This is a genomic window from Nocardiopsis yanglingensis, from assembly GCF_045809185.1.
Classification (GTDB): Bacteria; Pseudomonadota; Gammaproteobacteria; order Xanthomonadales; family Xanthomonadaceae; genus Stenotrophomonas; species Stenotrophomonas yanglingensis.
In genome coordinates, this window is sequence record NZ_JBJNRH010000006.1 from 195,931 (window position 1) to 212,509 (window position 16,579).

General features: G+C 67.7%; 15 protein-coding genes. 5 read left to right on the forward strand and 10 right to left on the reverse strand.

Features of this window, described 5'->3' with window-relative positions; translation table 11 throughout:
• Positions 1–4: 4 nt before the first annotated feature.
• The 6 genes from ACJ7C5_RS11095 to ACJ7C5_RS11120 all read right to left on the reverse strand — a co-directional run bounded on the left by ACJ7C5_RS11095 (position 5) and on the right by ACJ7C5_RS11120 (position 5,395).
• Complete coding sequence (locus ACJ7C5_RS11095) at positions 5–1,408, reverse strand: FAD/NAD(P)-binding protein (RefSeq protein ID WP_412703917.1); 1,404 nt, start codon at positions 1,406–1,408, stop codon at positions 5–7.
• A 63-nt stretch (positions 1,409–1,471) separates the two neighbouring features.
• On the reverse strand, positions 1,472–2,920 hold the full coding sequence (gene cls / locus ACJ7C5_RS11100; RefSeq protein WP_412703918.1) for a cardiolipin synthase: 1,449 nt from the start codon (positions 2,918–2,920) through the stop codon (positions 1,472–1,474).
• Between the two features lie 184 nt (positions 2,921–3,104).
• The gene (rpmG, locus tag ACJ7C5_RS11105; RefSeq protein WP_006402522.1) at positions 3,105–3,269 is read right to left on the reverse strand and encodes a 50S ribosomal protein L33; all 165 of its coding nucleotides are present in this window, start codon (positions 3,267–3,269) and stop codon (positions 3,105–3,107) included.
• A gap of 13 nt (positions 3,270–3,282) precedes the next feature.
• On the reverse strand, positions 3,283–3,519 hold the full coding sequence (rpmB, locus tag ACJ7C5_RS11110) for a 50S ribosomal protein L28 (protein WP_005411638.1): 237 nt from the start codon (positions 3,517–3,519) through the stop codon (positions 3,283–3,285).
• A 307-nt stretch (positions 3,520–3,826) separates the two neighbouring features.
• Complete coding sequence (gene dnaQ, locus ACJ7C5_RS11115) at positions 3,827–4,336, reverse strand: DNA polymerase III subunit epsilon (protein ID WP_094002259.1); 510 nt, start codon at positions 4,334–4,336, stop codon at positions 3,827–3,829.
• A 165-nt stretch (positions 4,337–4,501) separates the two neighbouring features.
• A complete protein-coding gene (locus ACJ7C5_RS11120; RefSeq protein ID WP_412703919.1) occupies positions 4,502–5,395 on the reverse strand; it encodes a LysR family transcriptional regulator in 894 nt (297 codons plus the stop codon).
• Between the two features lie 109 nt (positions 5,396–5,504).
• Here ACJ7C5_RS11120 and ACJ7C5_RS11125 point away from each other — a divergent pair, with 109 nt between their 5' ends.
• The 5 genes from ACJ7C5_RS11125 to ACJ7C5_RS11145 all read left to right on the forward strand — a co-directional run bounded on the left by ACJ7C5_RS11125 (position 5,505) and on the right by ACJ7C5_RS11145 (position 12,158).
• Positions 5,505–5,894 (forward strand): RidA family protein, encoded by a 390-nt coding sequence (locus ACJ7C5_RS11125; RefSeq protein ID WP_412703920.1) that lies wholly within the window; start codon positions 5,505–5,507, stop codon positions 5,892–5,894.
• A gap of 199 nt (positions 5,895–6,093) precedes the next feature.
• A complete protein-coding gene (locus tag ACJ7C5_RS11130; RefSeq protein ID WP_412703921.1) occupies positions 6,094–6,426 on the forward strand; it encodes a hypothetical protein in 333 nt (110 codons plus the stop codon).
• A gap of 56 nt (positions 6,427–6,482) precedes the next feature.
• Positions 6,483–7,736, forward strand: a complete 1,254-nt coding sequence (locus ACJ7C5_RS11135; protein ID WP_094002255.1) for a TolC family protein — start codon at positions 6,483–6,485, stop codon at positions 7,734–7,736.
• The gene (locus ACJ7C5_RS11140; RefSeq protein WP_094002254.1) at positions 7,733–8,938 is read left to right on the forward strand and encodes an efflux RND transporter periplasmic adaptor subunit; all 1,206 of its coding nucleotides are present in this window, start codon (positions 7,733–7,735) and stop codon (positions 8,936–8,938) included. Before ACJ7C5_RS11135 ends, ACJ7C5_RS11140 begins: the two co-directional genes overlap by 4 nt.
• Positions 8,939–8,948: 10 nt before the next feature.
• A complete protein-coding gene (locus ACJ7C5_RS11145) occupies positions 8,949–12,158 on the forward strand; it encodes an efflux RND transporter permease subunit (protein ID WP_412703922.1) in 3,210 nt (1,069 codons plus the stop codon).
• 132 nt (positions 12,159–12,290) lie between these two features.
• Here the strand turns inward: ACJ7C5_RS11145 and ACJ7C5_RS11150 are convergent, their stop codons facing one another.
• From ACJ7C5_RS11150 to ACJ7C5_RS11165, 4 genes are all read right to left on the reverse strand, one after another.
• Positions 12,291–14,063, reverse strand: a complete 1,773-nt coding sequence (locus ACJ7C5_RS11150; protein ID WP_097049756.1) for a DUF885 domain-containing protein — start codon at positions 14,061–14,063, stop codon at positions 12,291–12,293.
• 362 nt (positions 14,064–14,425) lie between these two features.
• The gene (locus tag ACJ7C5_RS11155) at positions 14,426–14,773 is read right to left on the reverse strand and encodes a lipid-A-disaccharide synthase N-terminal domain-containing protein (protein ID WP_043399630.1); all 348 of its coding nucleotides are present in this window, start codon (positions 14,771–14,773) and stop codon (positions 14,426–14,428) included.
• Complete coding sequence (locus ACJ7C5_RS11160) at positions 14,773–15,495, reverse strand: glycosyltransferase family 2 protein (RefSeq protein ID WP_049443806.1); 723 nt, start codon at positions 15,493–15,495, stop codon at positions 14,773–14,775. Before ACJ7C5_RS11160 ends, ACJ7C5_RS11155 begins: the two co-directional genes overlap by 1 nt.
• Before the next feature lie 89 nt (positions 15,496–15,584).
• Entirely contained in the window at positions 15,585–16,550 is a 966-nt protein-coding gene (locus ACJ7C5_RS11165) for an NAD-dependent epimerase/dehydratase family protein (protein ID WP_094002251.1), read from the reverse strand.
• Between the last annotated feature and the right edge of the window lie 29 nt (positions 16,551–16,579).

Below are 16,579 nucleotides of genomic sequence, written 5' to 3' on the forward strand. Positions count from 1 at the left end.
CATTTTACGGCATCGCCGTCGCGGCTCCTGCGACCACCTGGGTGGCCAGTGCGTGCGCCTGCTGACGCAGTTCAGGCACCGCCAGGCTTTCCCACAGGCTGCCGATGCGCAGGCTGCCGAGCACGCCCAGCCGTGCCTGCGGCTGGCCACCCACTGCGCGCAGGCGGTCGCCCGGCACCGCGCTGTCCAGGCCCAGCCCATGCGGACCGGGGCGGGCAAGCCCATCGGCCTGCAGCTGCTGCAGCAAGGGATTTCGCAGCACGCTGGCACGGGTTTCCACGCCGGTGGCGTTGATCACCCCGCCGATCGTCCACTGCTGTTCATTGCCCGAGGCATCGCGGCCGGACAGCTGCAGCGCATCGGCCTCGCGCCACACGCGTTGCAGGCGGCTGCGGTGGATGCGCAGCTGCCCGCTGTCCTGCAGGGACTGCAGCTGCGCGTCCACCTCTTCGGCGATGCGGTGGCGATGCACGTCCCAGTAGCGCACCACATGGCGCAGGAAACGACGCTGGTCGGCCTCATCGAGGCTGCACCACAGCGCCTGGCCGTGTGGGCGGATGCGGTCCATCACGCCCTGCCACGGCAGGCCGTCGGCCTGTGCCTGGCGTGCGAACCCACGCAACGCGCGCAGGCGCTGGCGCAGGTTCATCGGCAGCAGTAAAGCCGGATCGAACGTGGGCAGGCCGCCATGCGCATGCGGCAACGGCAGCAGGCCGTGGCGCGAGATCACGTGCAGCGGTCCGGTGTGGCCGGCGGCGACCAGCGCCAGCACGGTGTCGGCCATGCTCAGGCCGGACCCGACAATGGCCACGGCCTGTTCGCCGGCCAGGGTACGCACGCCGTCGTAGTCCCAGGCCTCGATCACGTCATCGGCAGGCAGCGCCTCGGCACCGGCCACCGGCAGCGGACGCATGCTGTTGCCAGTGGCGAGCACCGCCTGCGCGGCGTGCAGCGTGTGGCCATCGCCCAGCTGCAGCCGGTAACCGTGGTCATCCGGCTGCAGGCCCAGCACCGGCTGCGCGATCACCTGCAGCTGCGCCGGGCTGGCTGTGGCGGCGTCCTGCAGACGCTGCTGCAGGTAGGCCGCGAAGTAGTGGCGGCACACGTAACGCTCGCCCAGCACCTCGCGCGCCTCGCCTGGGTAGGCATCGGCGTCCATCAGGTAGTCGAGGAAATCGCCGGGCTGGTCGGCAAACGCACTCATCTTCGCCGCCGGCACGTTCAGCAGATGCTCCGGCCACGGCGTGGCATAGGCGATGCCCTGCGCCAGCTGCGAGGCCGGTTCGAAAATGGCCAGCGCCAGCGGCGCCTTGGCCTGGCGCAGTACCTGGATCGCCACCAGCACGCCGGCCGCACCACCACCGATGATTGCCAGGTCCAGTTCGCCATTACGCGGTGAATCAGTCATGTGCCGATTGTAGGCCATCGGCGATGACAGGCCGGATTGCCGAAATGGGCGGCCGGCCTTGCCTCACATCAATGCATCGGCCAAGCGTGCGATGCCTTCGCGGCTGCGCCGCCACGTGGGGCGGCTGCGCCACTGCTGCAGGTCCAGCTGCCGCGACTCGCGCAGGTAGCCGTCCTCGATCTCGCACAACTGCTTCACCAGCCCGTGGTCGTAGCAGATCAGGCCGATCTCGGCATTCAGCGCGAACGAGCGGATATCCATGTTGATCGAGCCGAGCACGGCGATGTCCTCATCCACGCTCATGTGCTTGGCGTGCAGGAACTGCGGTTCGTACAGAGCAATGCGCACGCCACAGCGCAGCAGCTCGTCGTAGTACGCCTCCTGCGCCCACGAGGTCAGCCGCTGGTTGTTGCTGGCCGACAGGATCAGCTGCACGTCCACGCCGGACAACGCCGCGATGCGCAGTGCGCTCAGCGTGGCTTCGTCGGGCACGAAGTACGGGGTGACCATCACCAGCCGCCGCCGCGCCAGGTGGATCAGTGCCGCCACCGCGTCGCGTGCGTTGCTGTACGGGTAGGCCGGGCCGCTGGGTAGCAGCTGGGTAGCGATGTCATCACTGCACTCGGGCACGTCGGCAATCACGTCCAGGCGCTGGCCGGTTTCCATGTACCAGTCGCTGGCGAACACCGCCTCCAGGTGCGCCACCGCCGGGCCACGCACGCGCGCCACCAGCTCGCGGTTCGGGTGGCCGGGCACGAACTGCGGGCCCGCCAGGTTCTGCGAGCCGACGTAGGCCACTTCGTTGTCGATCACCGCGATCTTGCGGTGGTTGCGCAGGTCCATGCGCCCGCTGCGGCGCCAGCGCAGGCCACCGGGCAGCATCGCGCGCACTTCGATTTCGCGCGCCTGCAGGCGCTTGCGATAGGCGCGCAGGCCGCGCTTGGCACCCACTGCGTCGAGCAGTACACGGCACTGCACGCCACGTGCGGCGGCACGCTGCAGTGCCTCGACCACCGCCTCGCCTACCGCATCGTCGAACATCAGGTAGTACAGCAGATGCACGCGGTCTTCGGCCTGGTCGATGTCGGCGATCAGCGTGTGCAGCGATTCGTCGTAGTCGGTCAGCAGGTCGACCGCGTTGCCGTGCACCGGCATGAAGTCGCCCTGGCGCTGCACCAGCGGCACGATTTCGGCGCTGGCGGTGTCCGGCTGCGGGGTCCAGCGCAGGCGATGCTGCAGCGCCTGTTCCTCGCGGATCACCTGCGACGCCTCGGCCTGGCGGCGGATGCGCTCGCGCGATAGCCACGGGTGGCCGAACAACAGGTACAGCGGCAGGCCCAGCAGCGGCACGAAGCCGACCAGCAGCAGCCAGCTGCGCGCCGCCCCTGGCGTGGTGCGGGTGGGGATCCAGCACAGCGCGACCAGCCGGATCAGCCAGTCGATCAGCAGCAGGTACGAACCCAGCAACCACTCGAACAGCATCGCGTCGCCCGTCGGGAGGTGATGGGCCATTCTGCCCAGCGGGGTGTGTAGAGTCGAGCCACGCTCGACTGCTTTGAAGCCGTGTGCCAACCAAGGTTGGCACCTACCGGGGGAGTGTGCCGACCAACGGTCGGCACCCACCCTCTGGATGCCAGGCATGAAAAAACCCGCCACGAGGGCGGGTTTCTTCGCGGGGATCAGCAATCCTTGCGGATTACTTGATCTTGCCTTCCTTGTACGGGACGTGCTTACGCACAACCGGATCGTACTTGGAGAATTCCATCTTCCCCGGGGTGTTCTTCTTGTTCTTGTCGGTCGTGTAGAAGTGACCGGTACCAGCGGTCGAAATCATACGGACCTTATCGCGCTTGCCTGCCATGATCGTCTACTCCTCAGACCTTTTCGCCGCGCGCACGCAGCTCAGCCAGAACGGAATCGATACCGTTCTTGTCGATGGTGCGCAGTGCATGCGCGGAAACACGAAGCTTCACCCAGCGGTTTTCGCTGGCAACCCAGAAGCGGCGCTCGTGCAGATTCGGCAGGAAACGACGACGGGTCTTGTTGTTGGCGTGCGAGACGTTGTTACCCGTCTGCACTCGCTTGCCGGAAACCTGGCATACGCGGGACATTGCGCACCTCGATAGTAAGTTGTGTCAGCCCGTAGCCCGGGAGACGGCGGCCTCGATGGTTGCCCACCACACGTCAAGAGAATCAAAGGGTTACGCTGGCGTTGGGCGGCCGGGGACGTGCTCCCGGGAGCGCCGCCCGGTAGAAAACCGGACACAGCGAGCCGCGCATTATGCACGGGTTCAAGCACTTGCGCAAGTTACCCACAGGCCAGGACTGAATGCGACGGCCGCCTTCCTGTAGAGCCGAGCCCATGCTCGGCTGCTTCGCCCCGTAAGACCGAGCCGAGCATGGGCTCGGCTCTCCAGCTCAGCGCAGGTAAGGAATCACCTGGGCCAGCAGATGGGCATCCTTCAACGCGCCGTGCAGGCCACGGTTGCCGGGAATGCGCAGGCGCTGCAGCACATCGTCCAGCTTGTTGCCCTGGCCCGGCCAGCGCCCCCGCGCCAGCTTCAGGCTGCAGGTGATGCGGCAATGCTGGGCCAGCGTGCCGGGGATGCCAGCCAGGCGCAGCTCGTTGTCCAGGAAGCCCACATCGAAGGTAGCGTTGTGCGCGACCATCTCGCTGCCGCGCAGGAAATCCAGCAGTTCGGCGGCCTTGCTGGAGAACAGCGGCTTGCCCACCAGCATCGCGTCGCTGATGCCATGCACGCGCTGTGCGCCCCAATCGACCCTGCGCTGCGGCTGCAGGTAGGTGTGGAACTGGCGGCCGGTCAGCTGGCCATCAATCAGTTCGACGGCACCGATTTCGATCACCCGGTGCCCCAGACGGTGGGAGATGCCGGTAGTTTCGGTATCCAGTGCGACGATGCGACTCATGAGTAGCGATGTTTCCTGTTGCGTGCCGTGATGATTTTCGCATGCCTGCAGCAGGAAGCCCCCTGTAGAGCCGAGCCCGCGCTCGGCTCACGCGCGAAGCGCGGGCCTTGAACGTTGCAGCCAGAAGCAGCCGAGCGTGGGCTCGGCTCTGCAGATAAGCGGATTTCACCCCATTACCTCCACCACCCAATCGATGAACACCCGCAGCCGCTGGCTCATGTGCCGGTTCGGCGGGAACATCACATGCATCGGCATCGGCGGCAGCTGCCAGTCCTGCAGCACCGGCAGCAGCTCGCCACGCGCCACGTGCGGTTCGGCCATGTAGCTGGGCAGCGCGACCACGCCCAGCCCCGCCAACGCAGCGGCCAGATAGGCATTGCCGTCGTCGAACCCGACTGTATAGCGGCCCTGCACCTCGACGCGCTCATCGCCGCGCTGTGCGCTGAATACCCGGGCACGGCCACTGCGAGGGCTGAGGAAGCCGACCATGTGGTGATCGGGCCCTTCCAGCGCGCGCGGATCGGTCGGTAGGCCAAAGCGCTGCACATAGCCCGGGCTGGCGTGGAAACCGATCGGCAGCGCGCCGAGTGGTCGCGCCACCAGTGCCGGATCGGCCGGCGTGCCGCCGCGAATCACGCAGTCGACGTTGTCGGCGATGACATCGACCTCGCGGTCGCTGACGCCGATGTCCAGCTGGATCTCCGGGTAGCGCGCCTGGAAATCCGGCAACGCCGGCACCAGCCGCAACCGCGCGTACGGCCCGGGCACATCCACGCGCAGTCGCCCGCGCGGCTGGGTGGCCGCGTCACCCAGCCCGCCCTCCACTTCTTCCAGCTCGGCCAGCAGGCGGGCGATGCGCGGGTAATAGGCCGCGCCATCGGCAGTGACGCTGACACGGCGCGTGGTGCGGTTGAGCAGGCGCAGCCGCAGGTGCGCCTCCAGCTGCTGCACCAGCTGGGTGACCGTGGTGCGGCTGATCTGCAGGGTCTTCGCGGCGCGGGTGAAACTGCCGGTTTCCACCACGCGGGCAAAGGCCCGCATCGCCTCGAAACGGTCCATGACGGGCCATGATTGTTTGGAATTAACAATCAATCTAGGCCGATCATCGCGGTTTATCCAGATAGCGCTGGCGCGGAGGATGGGCGTTCTCTCCCACGGGATCTTCCCCATGTCACAGCGTGATGTCGTTTTCCCCGCCGGTCGCCAGACCCTGTACGAGCGCAACCGTTACTCGCCGGCGATCCGATCCAACGGTTTCCTGTTCGTCTCCGGCCAGGTCGGCAGCCGCGAGGACGGCTCGCCCGAGCCGGACTTCGAAACCCAGGTGCACCGCGCCTTCGAGAATCTCAATGCGGTATTGGCTGCCGCGGGCTGCAGCTTCGATGACGTGGTCGACGTGACCGTGTTCCTGGTCGACCCGGAAACCAACTTCGAGAAGGCCTGGGCGATCGTCCCCGAGTACTGGGGCGAGGCGCCGCACCCGACCCTGACCGGTATCGGCGTGACCTGGCTGTACGGCTTCCAGTTCGAGATCAAGGTGATCGCGAAGCTGCCGTGATACGGGTAGTGCCGGCCGCTGGCCGGCAATGTGTCGGAGGTCGAAAAGCGTGTCGACCAAGGTCGACACCCACCAGGGCAGGAGGTCGGCACCTGCCAGAGCTGGCGTGCCCGGCCCACCTGAACGGGAGGTTCCGACGAATTCCCGAGGTCACCATTGATATTGTATCCGGCGAAAACCGCTTGCTAGCCTCCCCTCCATGCGCCGGATCACCCGCCACCTTCGCTCGTACCTGCTGATGCTGCTGATGGCGGCATTCGTGGTCGTGCCGGTGGCCGACGCGCTGGCCTGCACGGTGGAACCGCACGCCAGCACGGTGCACGTGGAGTCCGCACCGGATGCCGATGGCGATACCGACGGCAAGCACGTCGGTGCCTGTGGCCACAACCACTGCCACCACTCCAACCTGAGCCTTCCGGCCAGCACCCTCGCCGCCTTCGGTGCGCCACTGCCGGCGCGCTGGATGAATGCCGGCGACGTGGCGACCTATGCGGTCGCCCAGGATGAATTGACGCGTCCCCCCCGGGCGTGAGTTGAGCGCGTCCCGCGATTGCGGGCTCCCGTTTCACTCACAACCGGAATCCCCCTATGTCGATCCTGACACCTCGGTCGCCGCGTGCGGCCGGGCTGGTCGTCGCTGTGCTGCTGGGCCTGGCCCCGGCAATGCAGGCGTCGGCACAAGCCGCCCCTTCCTACGACACCCTGCTTGAACGCCTGGACCAGCTGCCCGGCACCCGTGTGGGTACGGCACTGGCCGAGGCCGCAGACGCGCGCGCCGACCAGGCCCGTGCGCTGCCCAATCCTTCCCTCTCCTACTCCGCCGAAAACGCCTGGGGCACCGGCTCCTATGGCGGCATGGGCAAGGCCGATACCGTGCTCACCCTGTCCCAGCCGCTGGAGGTCTGGGGCCAGCGTGGCGCGCGTGTCCGTGCCGCCCGTGCCGAGGCACAGGCCGCCAACCTGCGTGGTGCCCAAAGCCGCAGCGACGTGGCCAGCCAGCTGGCGGTGGTCTACGCACAGGCGGAAAGTGCACTGCGCCGCTACGCCCTGGCCGAAGAGGCGCTGACCCTCACCCGCGATGACGCCAACGCAGTCAACGCGATGGTCAAGCAGGGCCGCGAACCGCAGCTGCGCGCGGTGCAGGCGCAGAGCGAAGTGGCCAATGCCAGCGCTGCGCTGGATGAGGCGCAGGCGTTCCGCGACGCCGCACTGGCCCGCCTGGCCGGTGCCGCGCTGCTGGATGCGCCAGTGCAGTCGATCGACAACAGCCTGCTCGACCGTGCCCCGCCGCTGCCGCGTGGCGCCACGGACGTGGCGCTGGCGGTGCGCATCGCCGAAGCCGAAGCCGATGCGGCCGGCAAGCTGGTCGACGTGGAGCGCAAGCGCGCCCTGCCCGACCTCAGCGTCACCGCCGCGCAGACCCGCTTCCGCGAAGGCGGCGAGCGTGCCTACAACCTCGGGGTCAGCCTCAGCATCCCGCTGTTCGACCGCAACCGCGGGGGCATCCGCGCCGCCAATGCCGACCAGCGCGCGGCCGAGGCCCGCCTGGACCAGCAGCGCCGCGACAGCGAGGCCGAACGCCTTTCCGCCGTGGCCGGGCTGAAGGCGGCCGGCAGCCGTACCCGTGCCGCCGATGAAAGCGTGGTCGCCGCCGAAGAGGCGTATCGCCTCGCACGCGTCGGCTTCGACGCCGGACGCATCTCGCAGCTGGAACTGCGCAGCACGCGCAGCGCCCTCATCGCCGCCCGCGGCACCGCCGTGGATGCGCGCCTGTCGCGCGTCGGCGCCGAAATCGATCTTGCCCGCCTTGAAGGGCGCGCACCTTTTGTGGAGGCCAAATGACTCTCTCCCGTACTTTCCCGCTGATCGGCGGCGTGCTGCTGACCGTTCTGCTGGCCGGCTGCGCCGGCAATGCGCAGACGCCTGCCAATGAAGACCCGGCTGCGGCCAAGGCCGGCACCGACGATGGCCACGGCCATGCCGCCGACAGCAAGGAGGCCAAGGCGGAAACCGCCAAGGCCCCCGCCGACGCCGATGAAGGCGTGGTGCAGCTGACCCCGGAACAGATCAAGGCGTCCGGTATCGAGGTGGTCGCCATCGGCCGCGGTGGCGGTGGCTCCACGCGCCTGTCCGGCCGGGTCGAGCCGTCGGTGGGCGCACGCGCGTCGGTGGCGTCCACGGTGACCGGTCGCGTCGAGCGCGTACTGGTGGCGCCGGGCACGGCGGTGAAGCAGAACCAGGCGCTGGCCATCGTGGTCAGCGGTGAGGCCGCGGTGTTTCGCGCCAATGCGCTGGCGGCCTCGGCCGAAGCCGAAGCTGCGCGCCTGGCCTATGGCCGCGACAAGGCGCTGGTCGACCAGGGCGTGGTCGCGCGCCAGGAACTGGAGGCCTCGCGCGCCCGCTCGCTGGCGGCACAGGCCCAGGCCGCTGCCGCGCAGGCCCAGGCCGCCGCCAACGGTGCGCCCGATGCCAGTGGCCGCGTGCGCATCACCAGTCCGGTGGCCGGCATCGTCGGCAACGTGCAGGTCACCCCGGGCGGCGTGGTCGCCGCCGGCAGCGCGGTGGCCGATGTCGCCGACCCGGCGATGAACGAACTGGTGTTCACCGCGCCGCCCGCGCTGGCCGCACAGGTCACGCCCGGCATGAAGCTGGAAGTGAGCGTGCCGGGTGGCAGCTTCACCGCCACCGTCACCGGTTCGGCTGCCGATGTGCGCCAGCAGGGCGGCGTCGCGGTGATCCGTGCCACGCCGGTGGATGCTTCGCTGCCGCCGGCCGGTTCGCCGGTATCGGCCGTGGTCGTCACTGAAGGCCAGGACGGCTCGCTCAGCGTGCCGGCCGATGCGGTGCAGAACGTCGATGGCAGCAGTGCGGTGTTCGTTGCCGTCGACGGCGGCTTCAAGGTGCAGCCGGTGCTGGCCGGGCGCCGTGCCGGCGACCGCATCGAAATCCTAGGTGGACTGACCGGCAACGAGCGCATCGTCGGTGCCAACGCCTTCCTGCTCAAGGCCGAACTGGCCAAGGGCGAAGCCGAGCACGGCCACTGAGGAGGCGACCATGTTCAAGCTGATCATTGAAACAGCGGTGCGCCACCGCTGGCTGGTGGTGTTCATGGCGGCGCTGATCGCTGCCGTGGGCCTGTTCCAGCTGGGCAAGCTGCCGATCGACGCGGTGCCGGACATCACCAACCGCCAGGTGCAGATCAACACGGTGGCACCGGCGCTGACCCCGGAACAGATCGAACGGCAGGTGACCTACCCGCTGGAAACCGCGCTGGCCGGCATTCCCGGCCTGACCACCACGCGTTCACTGTCGCGCAATGGCTTCTCGCAGGTCACCGCGATCTTCACCGATGCGACCGACATCTACTTCGCGCGCCAGCAGGTGGCCGAACGCATGCGCGAGGCATCCGAAGACCTGCCCGACGGCGCATCGCCGATGCTGTCGCCGGTCACCACCGGCCTCGGTGAAGTGCTGATGTGGACCGTGGACTTCACCACGTTCGATCCGGCCAAACTGGCCAAGCCCGGTGAAGCCGGCTGGCAGGCCGGGGAGGTCTACCGCACGCCGGAAGGCAACCTGCTGCGTACACCGGAAGAGCGCGCGACCTACCTGCGTACCGTGCAGGACTGGATCATCGCGCCGCAGATGCGTTCCAGCCCGGGGCTGGCCGGCGTCGATACAGTCGGCGGCTATGTAAAGGAATACGGCGTGCATCCGGACAGCGCCAAGCTGGCCGCGCACGGCCTCGGCCTGGCCGATCTGGTCACTGCCCTGCAGCGTTCCAACGTGCAGGCCGGTGCCGGTTTCGTGCAGCGTGCCGGCGAAGGCCTGGTGGTGCGTGCCGATGGCCTGGCACTGACCACCGAGGATCTGGCACAGGCCCCGGTGGCCACCCGCAATGGCGTGGTGGTGCGCGTGGCCGATGTGGCCGAGGTCGAGCTGAGCCGCGCGCCGCGCCTAGGTGCGGCCAGCCGCAACGGCCATGAAGCCGTGCTGGGCACCGCACTGATGATTGCCGGCGGCAACAGCCGCACCGTGGCCCAGGCCGCAGCCGCGCGCCTGGAACAGGTGAACAAGTCGCTGCCGGCCGACATCGTGGCGGCACCGGTGCTGGACCGCAGCGTGCTGGTCAATTCCACCATCAAGACCGTGGCCAAGAACCTCACCGAGGGCGCGCTGCTGGTGGTGGTGGTGCTGTTCCTGCTGCTGGGCAACCTGCGTGCGGCAACGATCACCGCGCTGGTGATTCCGCTGTCGTTCCTGTTCGCAGTGATCGGCATGAACCGCTTCGGCATCAGCGGCAACCTGATGAGCCTGGGTGCGCTGGACTTCGGCATCCTGGTGGACGGTGCGGTGATCGTGGTCGAGTCGACGCTGCTGATGCTGGGCCAGCGCCGCGCCGAACTGGGCCGTGCGTTGACCGCGATGGAGCGCCTGCGCGTGGCCGCCGATTCGGCGATGAAGATGGCGCGCCCTGCGGCCTTCGGGCAGTTGATCATCCTGCTGGTGTTCGCGCCGATCCTCACCCTGGAAGGCGTGGAGGGCAAAACCTTCCACCCGATGGCAGCCACCTTCATGCTGGCCCTGGTCGGTGCTTTCATCTTCTCCTTCACCTTCGTGCCGGCGATGGCCGCGCTGCTGGTGCGCGAGCCCAAGGTGAAGGACGGCGATACACATACTGACGATGGCGAGCACGAAACCAAGCTGATCCGCGTGCTGCGTGCGCGCATCGAGCCGGTGGTGCGCAAAGCCGTGGCGCATCCGCGCACGGTGCTGGCCGGTGCGGTGATGATGGTGGTGGTGGGCATCGGCTCATTCTCGCTGCTGGGCCGCGAGTTCATGCCGACGCTGGACGAAGGCAATGTGGCGATGCAGGCCCTGCGCGTGCCATCGACCTCGCTGGAGCAGTCGCTGGCGATGCAGCTGGCACTGGAAAAGGCGATTGCCAAACAGCCGGAAGTGGAGACCGTGTTCTCGCGCACCGGTACCGCCGAGGCGGCCATCGACCCGATGCCGACCAACATCTCCGACAGCGTGATCGTGCTCAAGCCACGCAAGGACTGGCCGGATCCGAAGCTGGGCAAAGACACGCTGGTGGCACGCTTCGAAAAGCTGGCCGGGCAGCAGCTGGGCAACAGCTTCGAGTTCAGCCAGCCGATCGAGCTGCGCTTCAACGAACTGATTTCCGGCGTGCGTACCGACCTGGCGGTGATGATCTTCGGCGATGACTTCAACCAATTGCAGAAGGTGGCCGACCAGGTGGCACTGAAACTGCGTGCGGTGAACGGCGCGGCCGACGTGCGGGTGGAACAGATCTCTGGCCTGCCCACGCTCAACGTGGCCATCGACCACGTGGCGGCGGCGCAGTACGGGCTGACCGCGGCGGACGTGAGTGATGCGCTGTCCACCGGCATCGGTGGTACCGCGGCCGGCAAGATCTTCGAAGGCGACCGTCGCTTCAACGTGGTGGTACGCCTGGACGATGCCTCGCGCAACGATCCGGACCAGCTGGCCTCGCTGCCGATCGCCACGCCCTCGGGGTTGGTGATTCCGCTGTCGTCGGTGGCGCGCATCACGGTCAGCGAAGGACCGAACCAGATCAGCCGCAACAACGGCAGCCGCCGCGTGGTGGTGCAGGCCAACGTGCGTGGCCGCGATCTGGGCGGCTTCGTCGGCGAGGCACAGGCAGCGGTGGCTGACGTGGCACTGCCGCCGGGCGCCTACCTGACCTGGGGGGGCCAGTTCGAGAACCTGCAGCGCGCCGAGAAGCGGCTGGCAACGGTGGTGCCGGTGGTGTTCCTGCTGATCGGCAGCCTGCTGTTCATGGCCCTGCGCAGCGGCAAGGAAGCCATTCTGGTGTTCAGCTGCGTGCCGTTGGCGCTGGTCGGCGGCATCCTCGCGCTGCTGCTGCGTGGCATGCCGTTCTCGGTGTCGGCGGCGGTCGGCTTCATCGCCGTCTCCGGCGTGGCCACCTTGAACGGTCTGGTGCTGATGCAGGCGATCCGCGAGCGCCTGGATGCCGGCGACCTGCCGCTGCAGGCGGCGATCAACGGTGCATCGAGCCGTATCCGTGCGGTGCTGACCACGGCGCTGGTGGCGATCGTCGGTTTCATTCCGATGGCGATCGCCAGCGGTTCCGGTGCCGAGGTGCAGAAGCCGCTGGCGACGGTGGTGATCGGTGGCCTGATCACCGCCACCGTGCTGACCCTGCTGGTGCTGCCGACTTTCGCTGCGCGGGTGGCCAAGCCGCGGGCGGTGGGGTGAAAGACCACGGGGTCGGATCCTGTGATCCGACCCCGTTTCCCAGTCCGAGGTAGTGCCGGCCGCTGGCCGGCAATGTCGAACGATCGCGGTGCGTGCAGGTTTGCGGCCCGCGGCCCGCCCGACCCCGAACGGTCAGGCCTTCTTGCGTTCGGCGATGTACGCCTGGATCTGCTGTTCCAGCACCGGCAGCGGCACCGAGCCCTGCTTGAGCAGGGTGTCGTGGAAGCCCTTGATGTCGAACTTGTCGCCCAGCTCCTTCTCGGCCTGCGCACGCAGGCGCACGATGGCGATCTCGCCCAGCTTGTAGCTCAGCGCCTGGCCCGGCCAGGAAATGTAGCGGTCCACTTCGGTGGTCACTTCATGCTCGCTCAGCGCGGTGTGGTCGCGCAGGTAGGCCAGCGCCTGCTCACGGGTCCAGCCCTTGCTGTGCACGCCGGTGTCGATCACCAGGCGCGCAGCGCGCCACATTTCGTAGGTCAGGCGGCCGAAATCCTCGTACGGGGTTTCGTAGATGCCCATCTCCACGCCCAGCTTCTCGCAGTACAGCGCCCAGCCTTCACCATAGGCGGAGATGTAGGCGTTGCGGCGGAACTCGGGCAGGTTCTTCTGCTCGGCGGCGATCGCGCCCTGCAGCGCGTGGCCCGGATCGGACTCATGCAGCGTCAGTGCCGGCAGGTTGTACAGCGGGCGCGACGGCAGGTTGTAGGTGTTGAGCCAGTAAGTGCCCATGCCACCGCGGCCGGCGGTCCAGAACGGTGCGATGTCCGGCGGTACCGGCACGATGGTGAAGCGCGCGCGCGGCAGGGTCATGTACTTGCCCAGCTGGCCATCGGCCCGCTTGGAGATCCATGCGGCGCGCGACAGCAGTTCTTCCGGCGTCTTGGCGTAGAACTGCGGATCGGTGCGCAGGAAGGTCAGGAATTCGGCGAAGCTGCCCTTGAACTTCACCTGCTTGATGATGTCGTTCATCTCGCCCTGGATGCGAGCGACTTCGTCCAGGCCGATGCGATGGATCTCGTCCGGCGACAGGTCCAGCGTGGTGTACTCGTGGATCTGCTGCTTGTAGTACGCCTTGCCGCCCGGCATCGCCTCGGCGGCCAGCGTGGTGCGCGCCTGCGGCACGTACTCGTTGACGAAGAAGGTGCGCAGCTGCTGGAACGCCGGCACCACCTTACCGCTGATCGCTTCACGCGCCTGCGCCTGCAGCCTGGCCTGCTCGGCGGCCGGAATGCTGTTGGGCAGCTTCTTGAACGGCGCGTACAGCGGCGACTCGGTGGGATCCATCAGCTCGGCGACGGTGGCGATGGAGACCTCACGGCCATCGAGCACGGCACGCGGCACGCTGAAGCCACGCTTCAGGCCGGCGCGCATGTTCTCGGTCTGCTGGCCGAAGTAGCGCGGCACATCATTCAGGCGGGCGATGTAGTTCTGGTAGTCCTGCACGGTCTTCATCTCGCGCCGGGCCATGAAGGACAGGTTCGACCAGAACGAGGAGTCGGCGTTGAACGGCATCTCGTAGCCGCGCAGGCGCGTCTCTTCGGCCAGGTTGAACACCTGGTCGCGGTAGATCGCGTAGTTGACCTGGTTGTCCGGCGACAGCGTCTTCGGGTCGATCTTCTTCAGCGCGGCGAGGGTCTCGTCCCACACCTTCAGGCGCGCCTGCTGCGCGGCCGGGCCGACGTCGGGCATACGGGTGGCATTGGCCGGGGCGTCCTCGTCCTCACTGGCCTCGCCGCCGCCATCCTGGCGCCACTTCCATTCCTTCTCGTACAGCGCGCGGAAGGCGGCGTCGGCGGGCGATTCGGTGGCCACGCTGGCCGGTGCGGCGGTGGCGGGCGGCGCGGCCAGGGCCACGGCAGGGGCGGACAGGGCGATCAGCAGGGCAACGGCAAGACGGGTTTTCACGAGCACAGGTTCCCGGGAAGGCAGACCCCGATCATGGCACCGCTCACCGTCCGTGGCATGGGACGAAGGTCCTGCCTGCAACGCAGGCAGGACCGGGAACCGGCCGCAGGCCGGGGGCCCAGCGCCGAAGGCGCGTGGTAGAGCCGACTGTTAGTCGGCTGCTCTTCCGCCAGATGTAGCAAACCCACGCTCCGCGCGAAAGTCGACTGACAGTCAACTCTACCCACGGCAGGCAGGGCCGGGAACCGGCCGCCGAACATGCATTAGATCCACGTCATGCATGGATGCGCCGCGGATCCGGACGGGGTGGTCCGGACGGGGTCAGAGCCCTTTCCTGCGGAAAGGGATCCGACCCCGCAGCCTCAGTGGCTGGCCTTGTCCCGCTTCCAGCCCCGGTGCTTGATGTCCAGCTGCAGGCTGTACAGCGCGGTGAACGCCGGGAACAGGTTCTGCAGCACACCCACCGAGTCCTGCTTGGCCGAGAACAGGAAGTAGCTCAGCGTCATCAGGCTGCCGACCACGCTCATGTACCAGAACAAGCGCGGGATGACCGGCTTGCCGGCGCGCTTGGAGGCGATGAACTGGACCAGCCAGCGGCCGCCGAACATCAGCGCGCCGGTGTAGCCGATCAGTTTCCAGCCGGTCACATGCAGGCCGGTCCAGTACAGCCAGGTCAGCGGCTGGTCGAGCCAGTGCAGTTCCAGGCCCATCACCGCTCTTCCACCGCAGTGCGCTTGCTGCGGGTGATCAGCCAGGCCACGCCGCGCAGGTCACGAATGCCGACCAGAGCACGGCCCAGGTTGTTGTACTTGGAGACGCCGGCGGTGCGGTGGCGGTGATTGACCGGCACGCTGGTGGTCTTCCAGCCGGCACGCTGCATCAGCGCCGGCAGGTAGCGGTGCATGTGGTCGAAGTACGGCAGATCGAGGAACGCACTGCGCTCGAACAGCTTGATACCGCAGCCGGTGTCGGGCGTGTCATCGCGCAGCATGCGCGCGCGGATCGCGTTGGCCCAGCGGCTGGCCCAGCGCTTGCTGCCGCTGTCCTGGCGGTTGACGCGCCAGCCAGCAAACAGCTTCACCTGCGCCTCGGCCGCATCGCGCGCGGCGAGCAGCTTGGGGATATCGGCCGGATCGTTCTGGCCATCGCCGTCCAGGGTGGCGATCCACGGCGCCCGCGCATGCTTGACGCCGGTACGCACGGCGGTGCTCTGCCCGCTCTGGTTCACATGGTGCAGCACCCGCAGTTCCGGTGTGGTCGCCTTCAGGCCCTGCAGCACCGCCAGGGTGTCATCGCGCGAGTGATCATCGATGTAGACGATCTCGAACGGCAGCCGGCCGCGCAGCGCAGCGGTGATTTCGGCGACCAGCGGGGCGACATTGTCGCGCTCGTTGAACACCGGGACGACAACGGAAAGCTCGGGTTGGCTCATAAGGCACTCGGCCAAGGGGGGACAAAGACCGCGCATTCTCCGAAACCGAGGTTATCCGAAGATGAATCCGGCCGCGTGAGGATTGCGGCTCAGGCGCGGTCGCCAAAATACTCGCGGCACCACTGCACGACGGGGGGCAATCCCTCTTCGATCGGGGTCACCGCGTCGAAGCCGAATGCGTCATGGGCACGCCGGGTATCGGCCATCGTGCGCACCATGTCGCCTGGCTGCATGGGCTTGTAGACCTTCTGCGCGGGGCGGCCTGCGGCCTGCTCGATCACGCTGATGAAGCGCTCCAGCTCGACCGGCGTATGGTTGCCGAGGTTGAACACCCGGTGCGGCACCGGACCATCGGCCGGATGCGCGAGGGCGCCGAGGATACCGGCCACGATGTCGGAAACATGTGTGAAATCGCGCTGCATGCGGCCTTCGTTGAACACGTCGATCGACCGCCCGGCCAGCACTGCGCGCGAGAACAGCAGCGGTGCCATGTCCGGCCGGCCCCACGGGCCATACACGGTGAAGAAGCGCAGGCCAGTGGCATGCAGGCCGTACAACTGCGCGTAGGTGTAGGCCATCAGCTCGTTGGCGGCCTTGGTCGCCGCGTACAGCGAGCGCGGCTGGTCCACGCGCTGGTCCTCGGAGAACGGCGGTGTGGCCGAATCACCGTAGACCGAGCTGCTCGACGCATACACCAGGTGCTGCACGCCACGGTGGCGACACAGTTCGAGCATGTTGACGAAGCCGACCAGATTGCTGTCGACGTAGGCGTGCGGATTTTCCAGCGAATAGCGCACACCGGCCTGCGCGGCCAGGTGGATCACCGCGGTCGGCTGCACTTCATCGAACAGCGCGGCAAGGCCCTCGCGGTCGGTCAGGTCCAGTGCGCGCAGGTCCAGGGTCGGGCACAGTGCGGCCACGCGGTCGCGCTTGATCTGCGGGTCGTAGTAGTCGTTGAAGTTGTCCAGGCCGACCACGGGCTGGCCGGCCTCCAGCAGCGCGCGCGCGGTGTAGGCACCGATGAAGCCGGCAGCGCCGGTGAGCAGGATGGTCATGGCAGTTGCCTGGAAATCAATGAGTACAG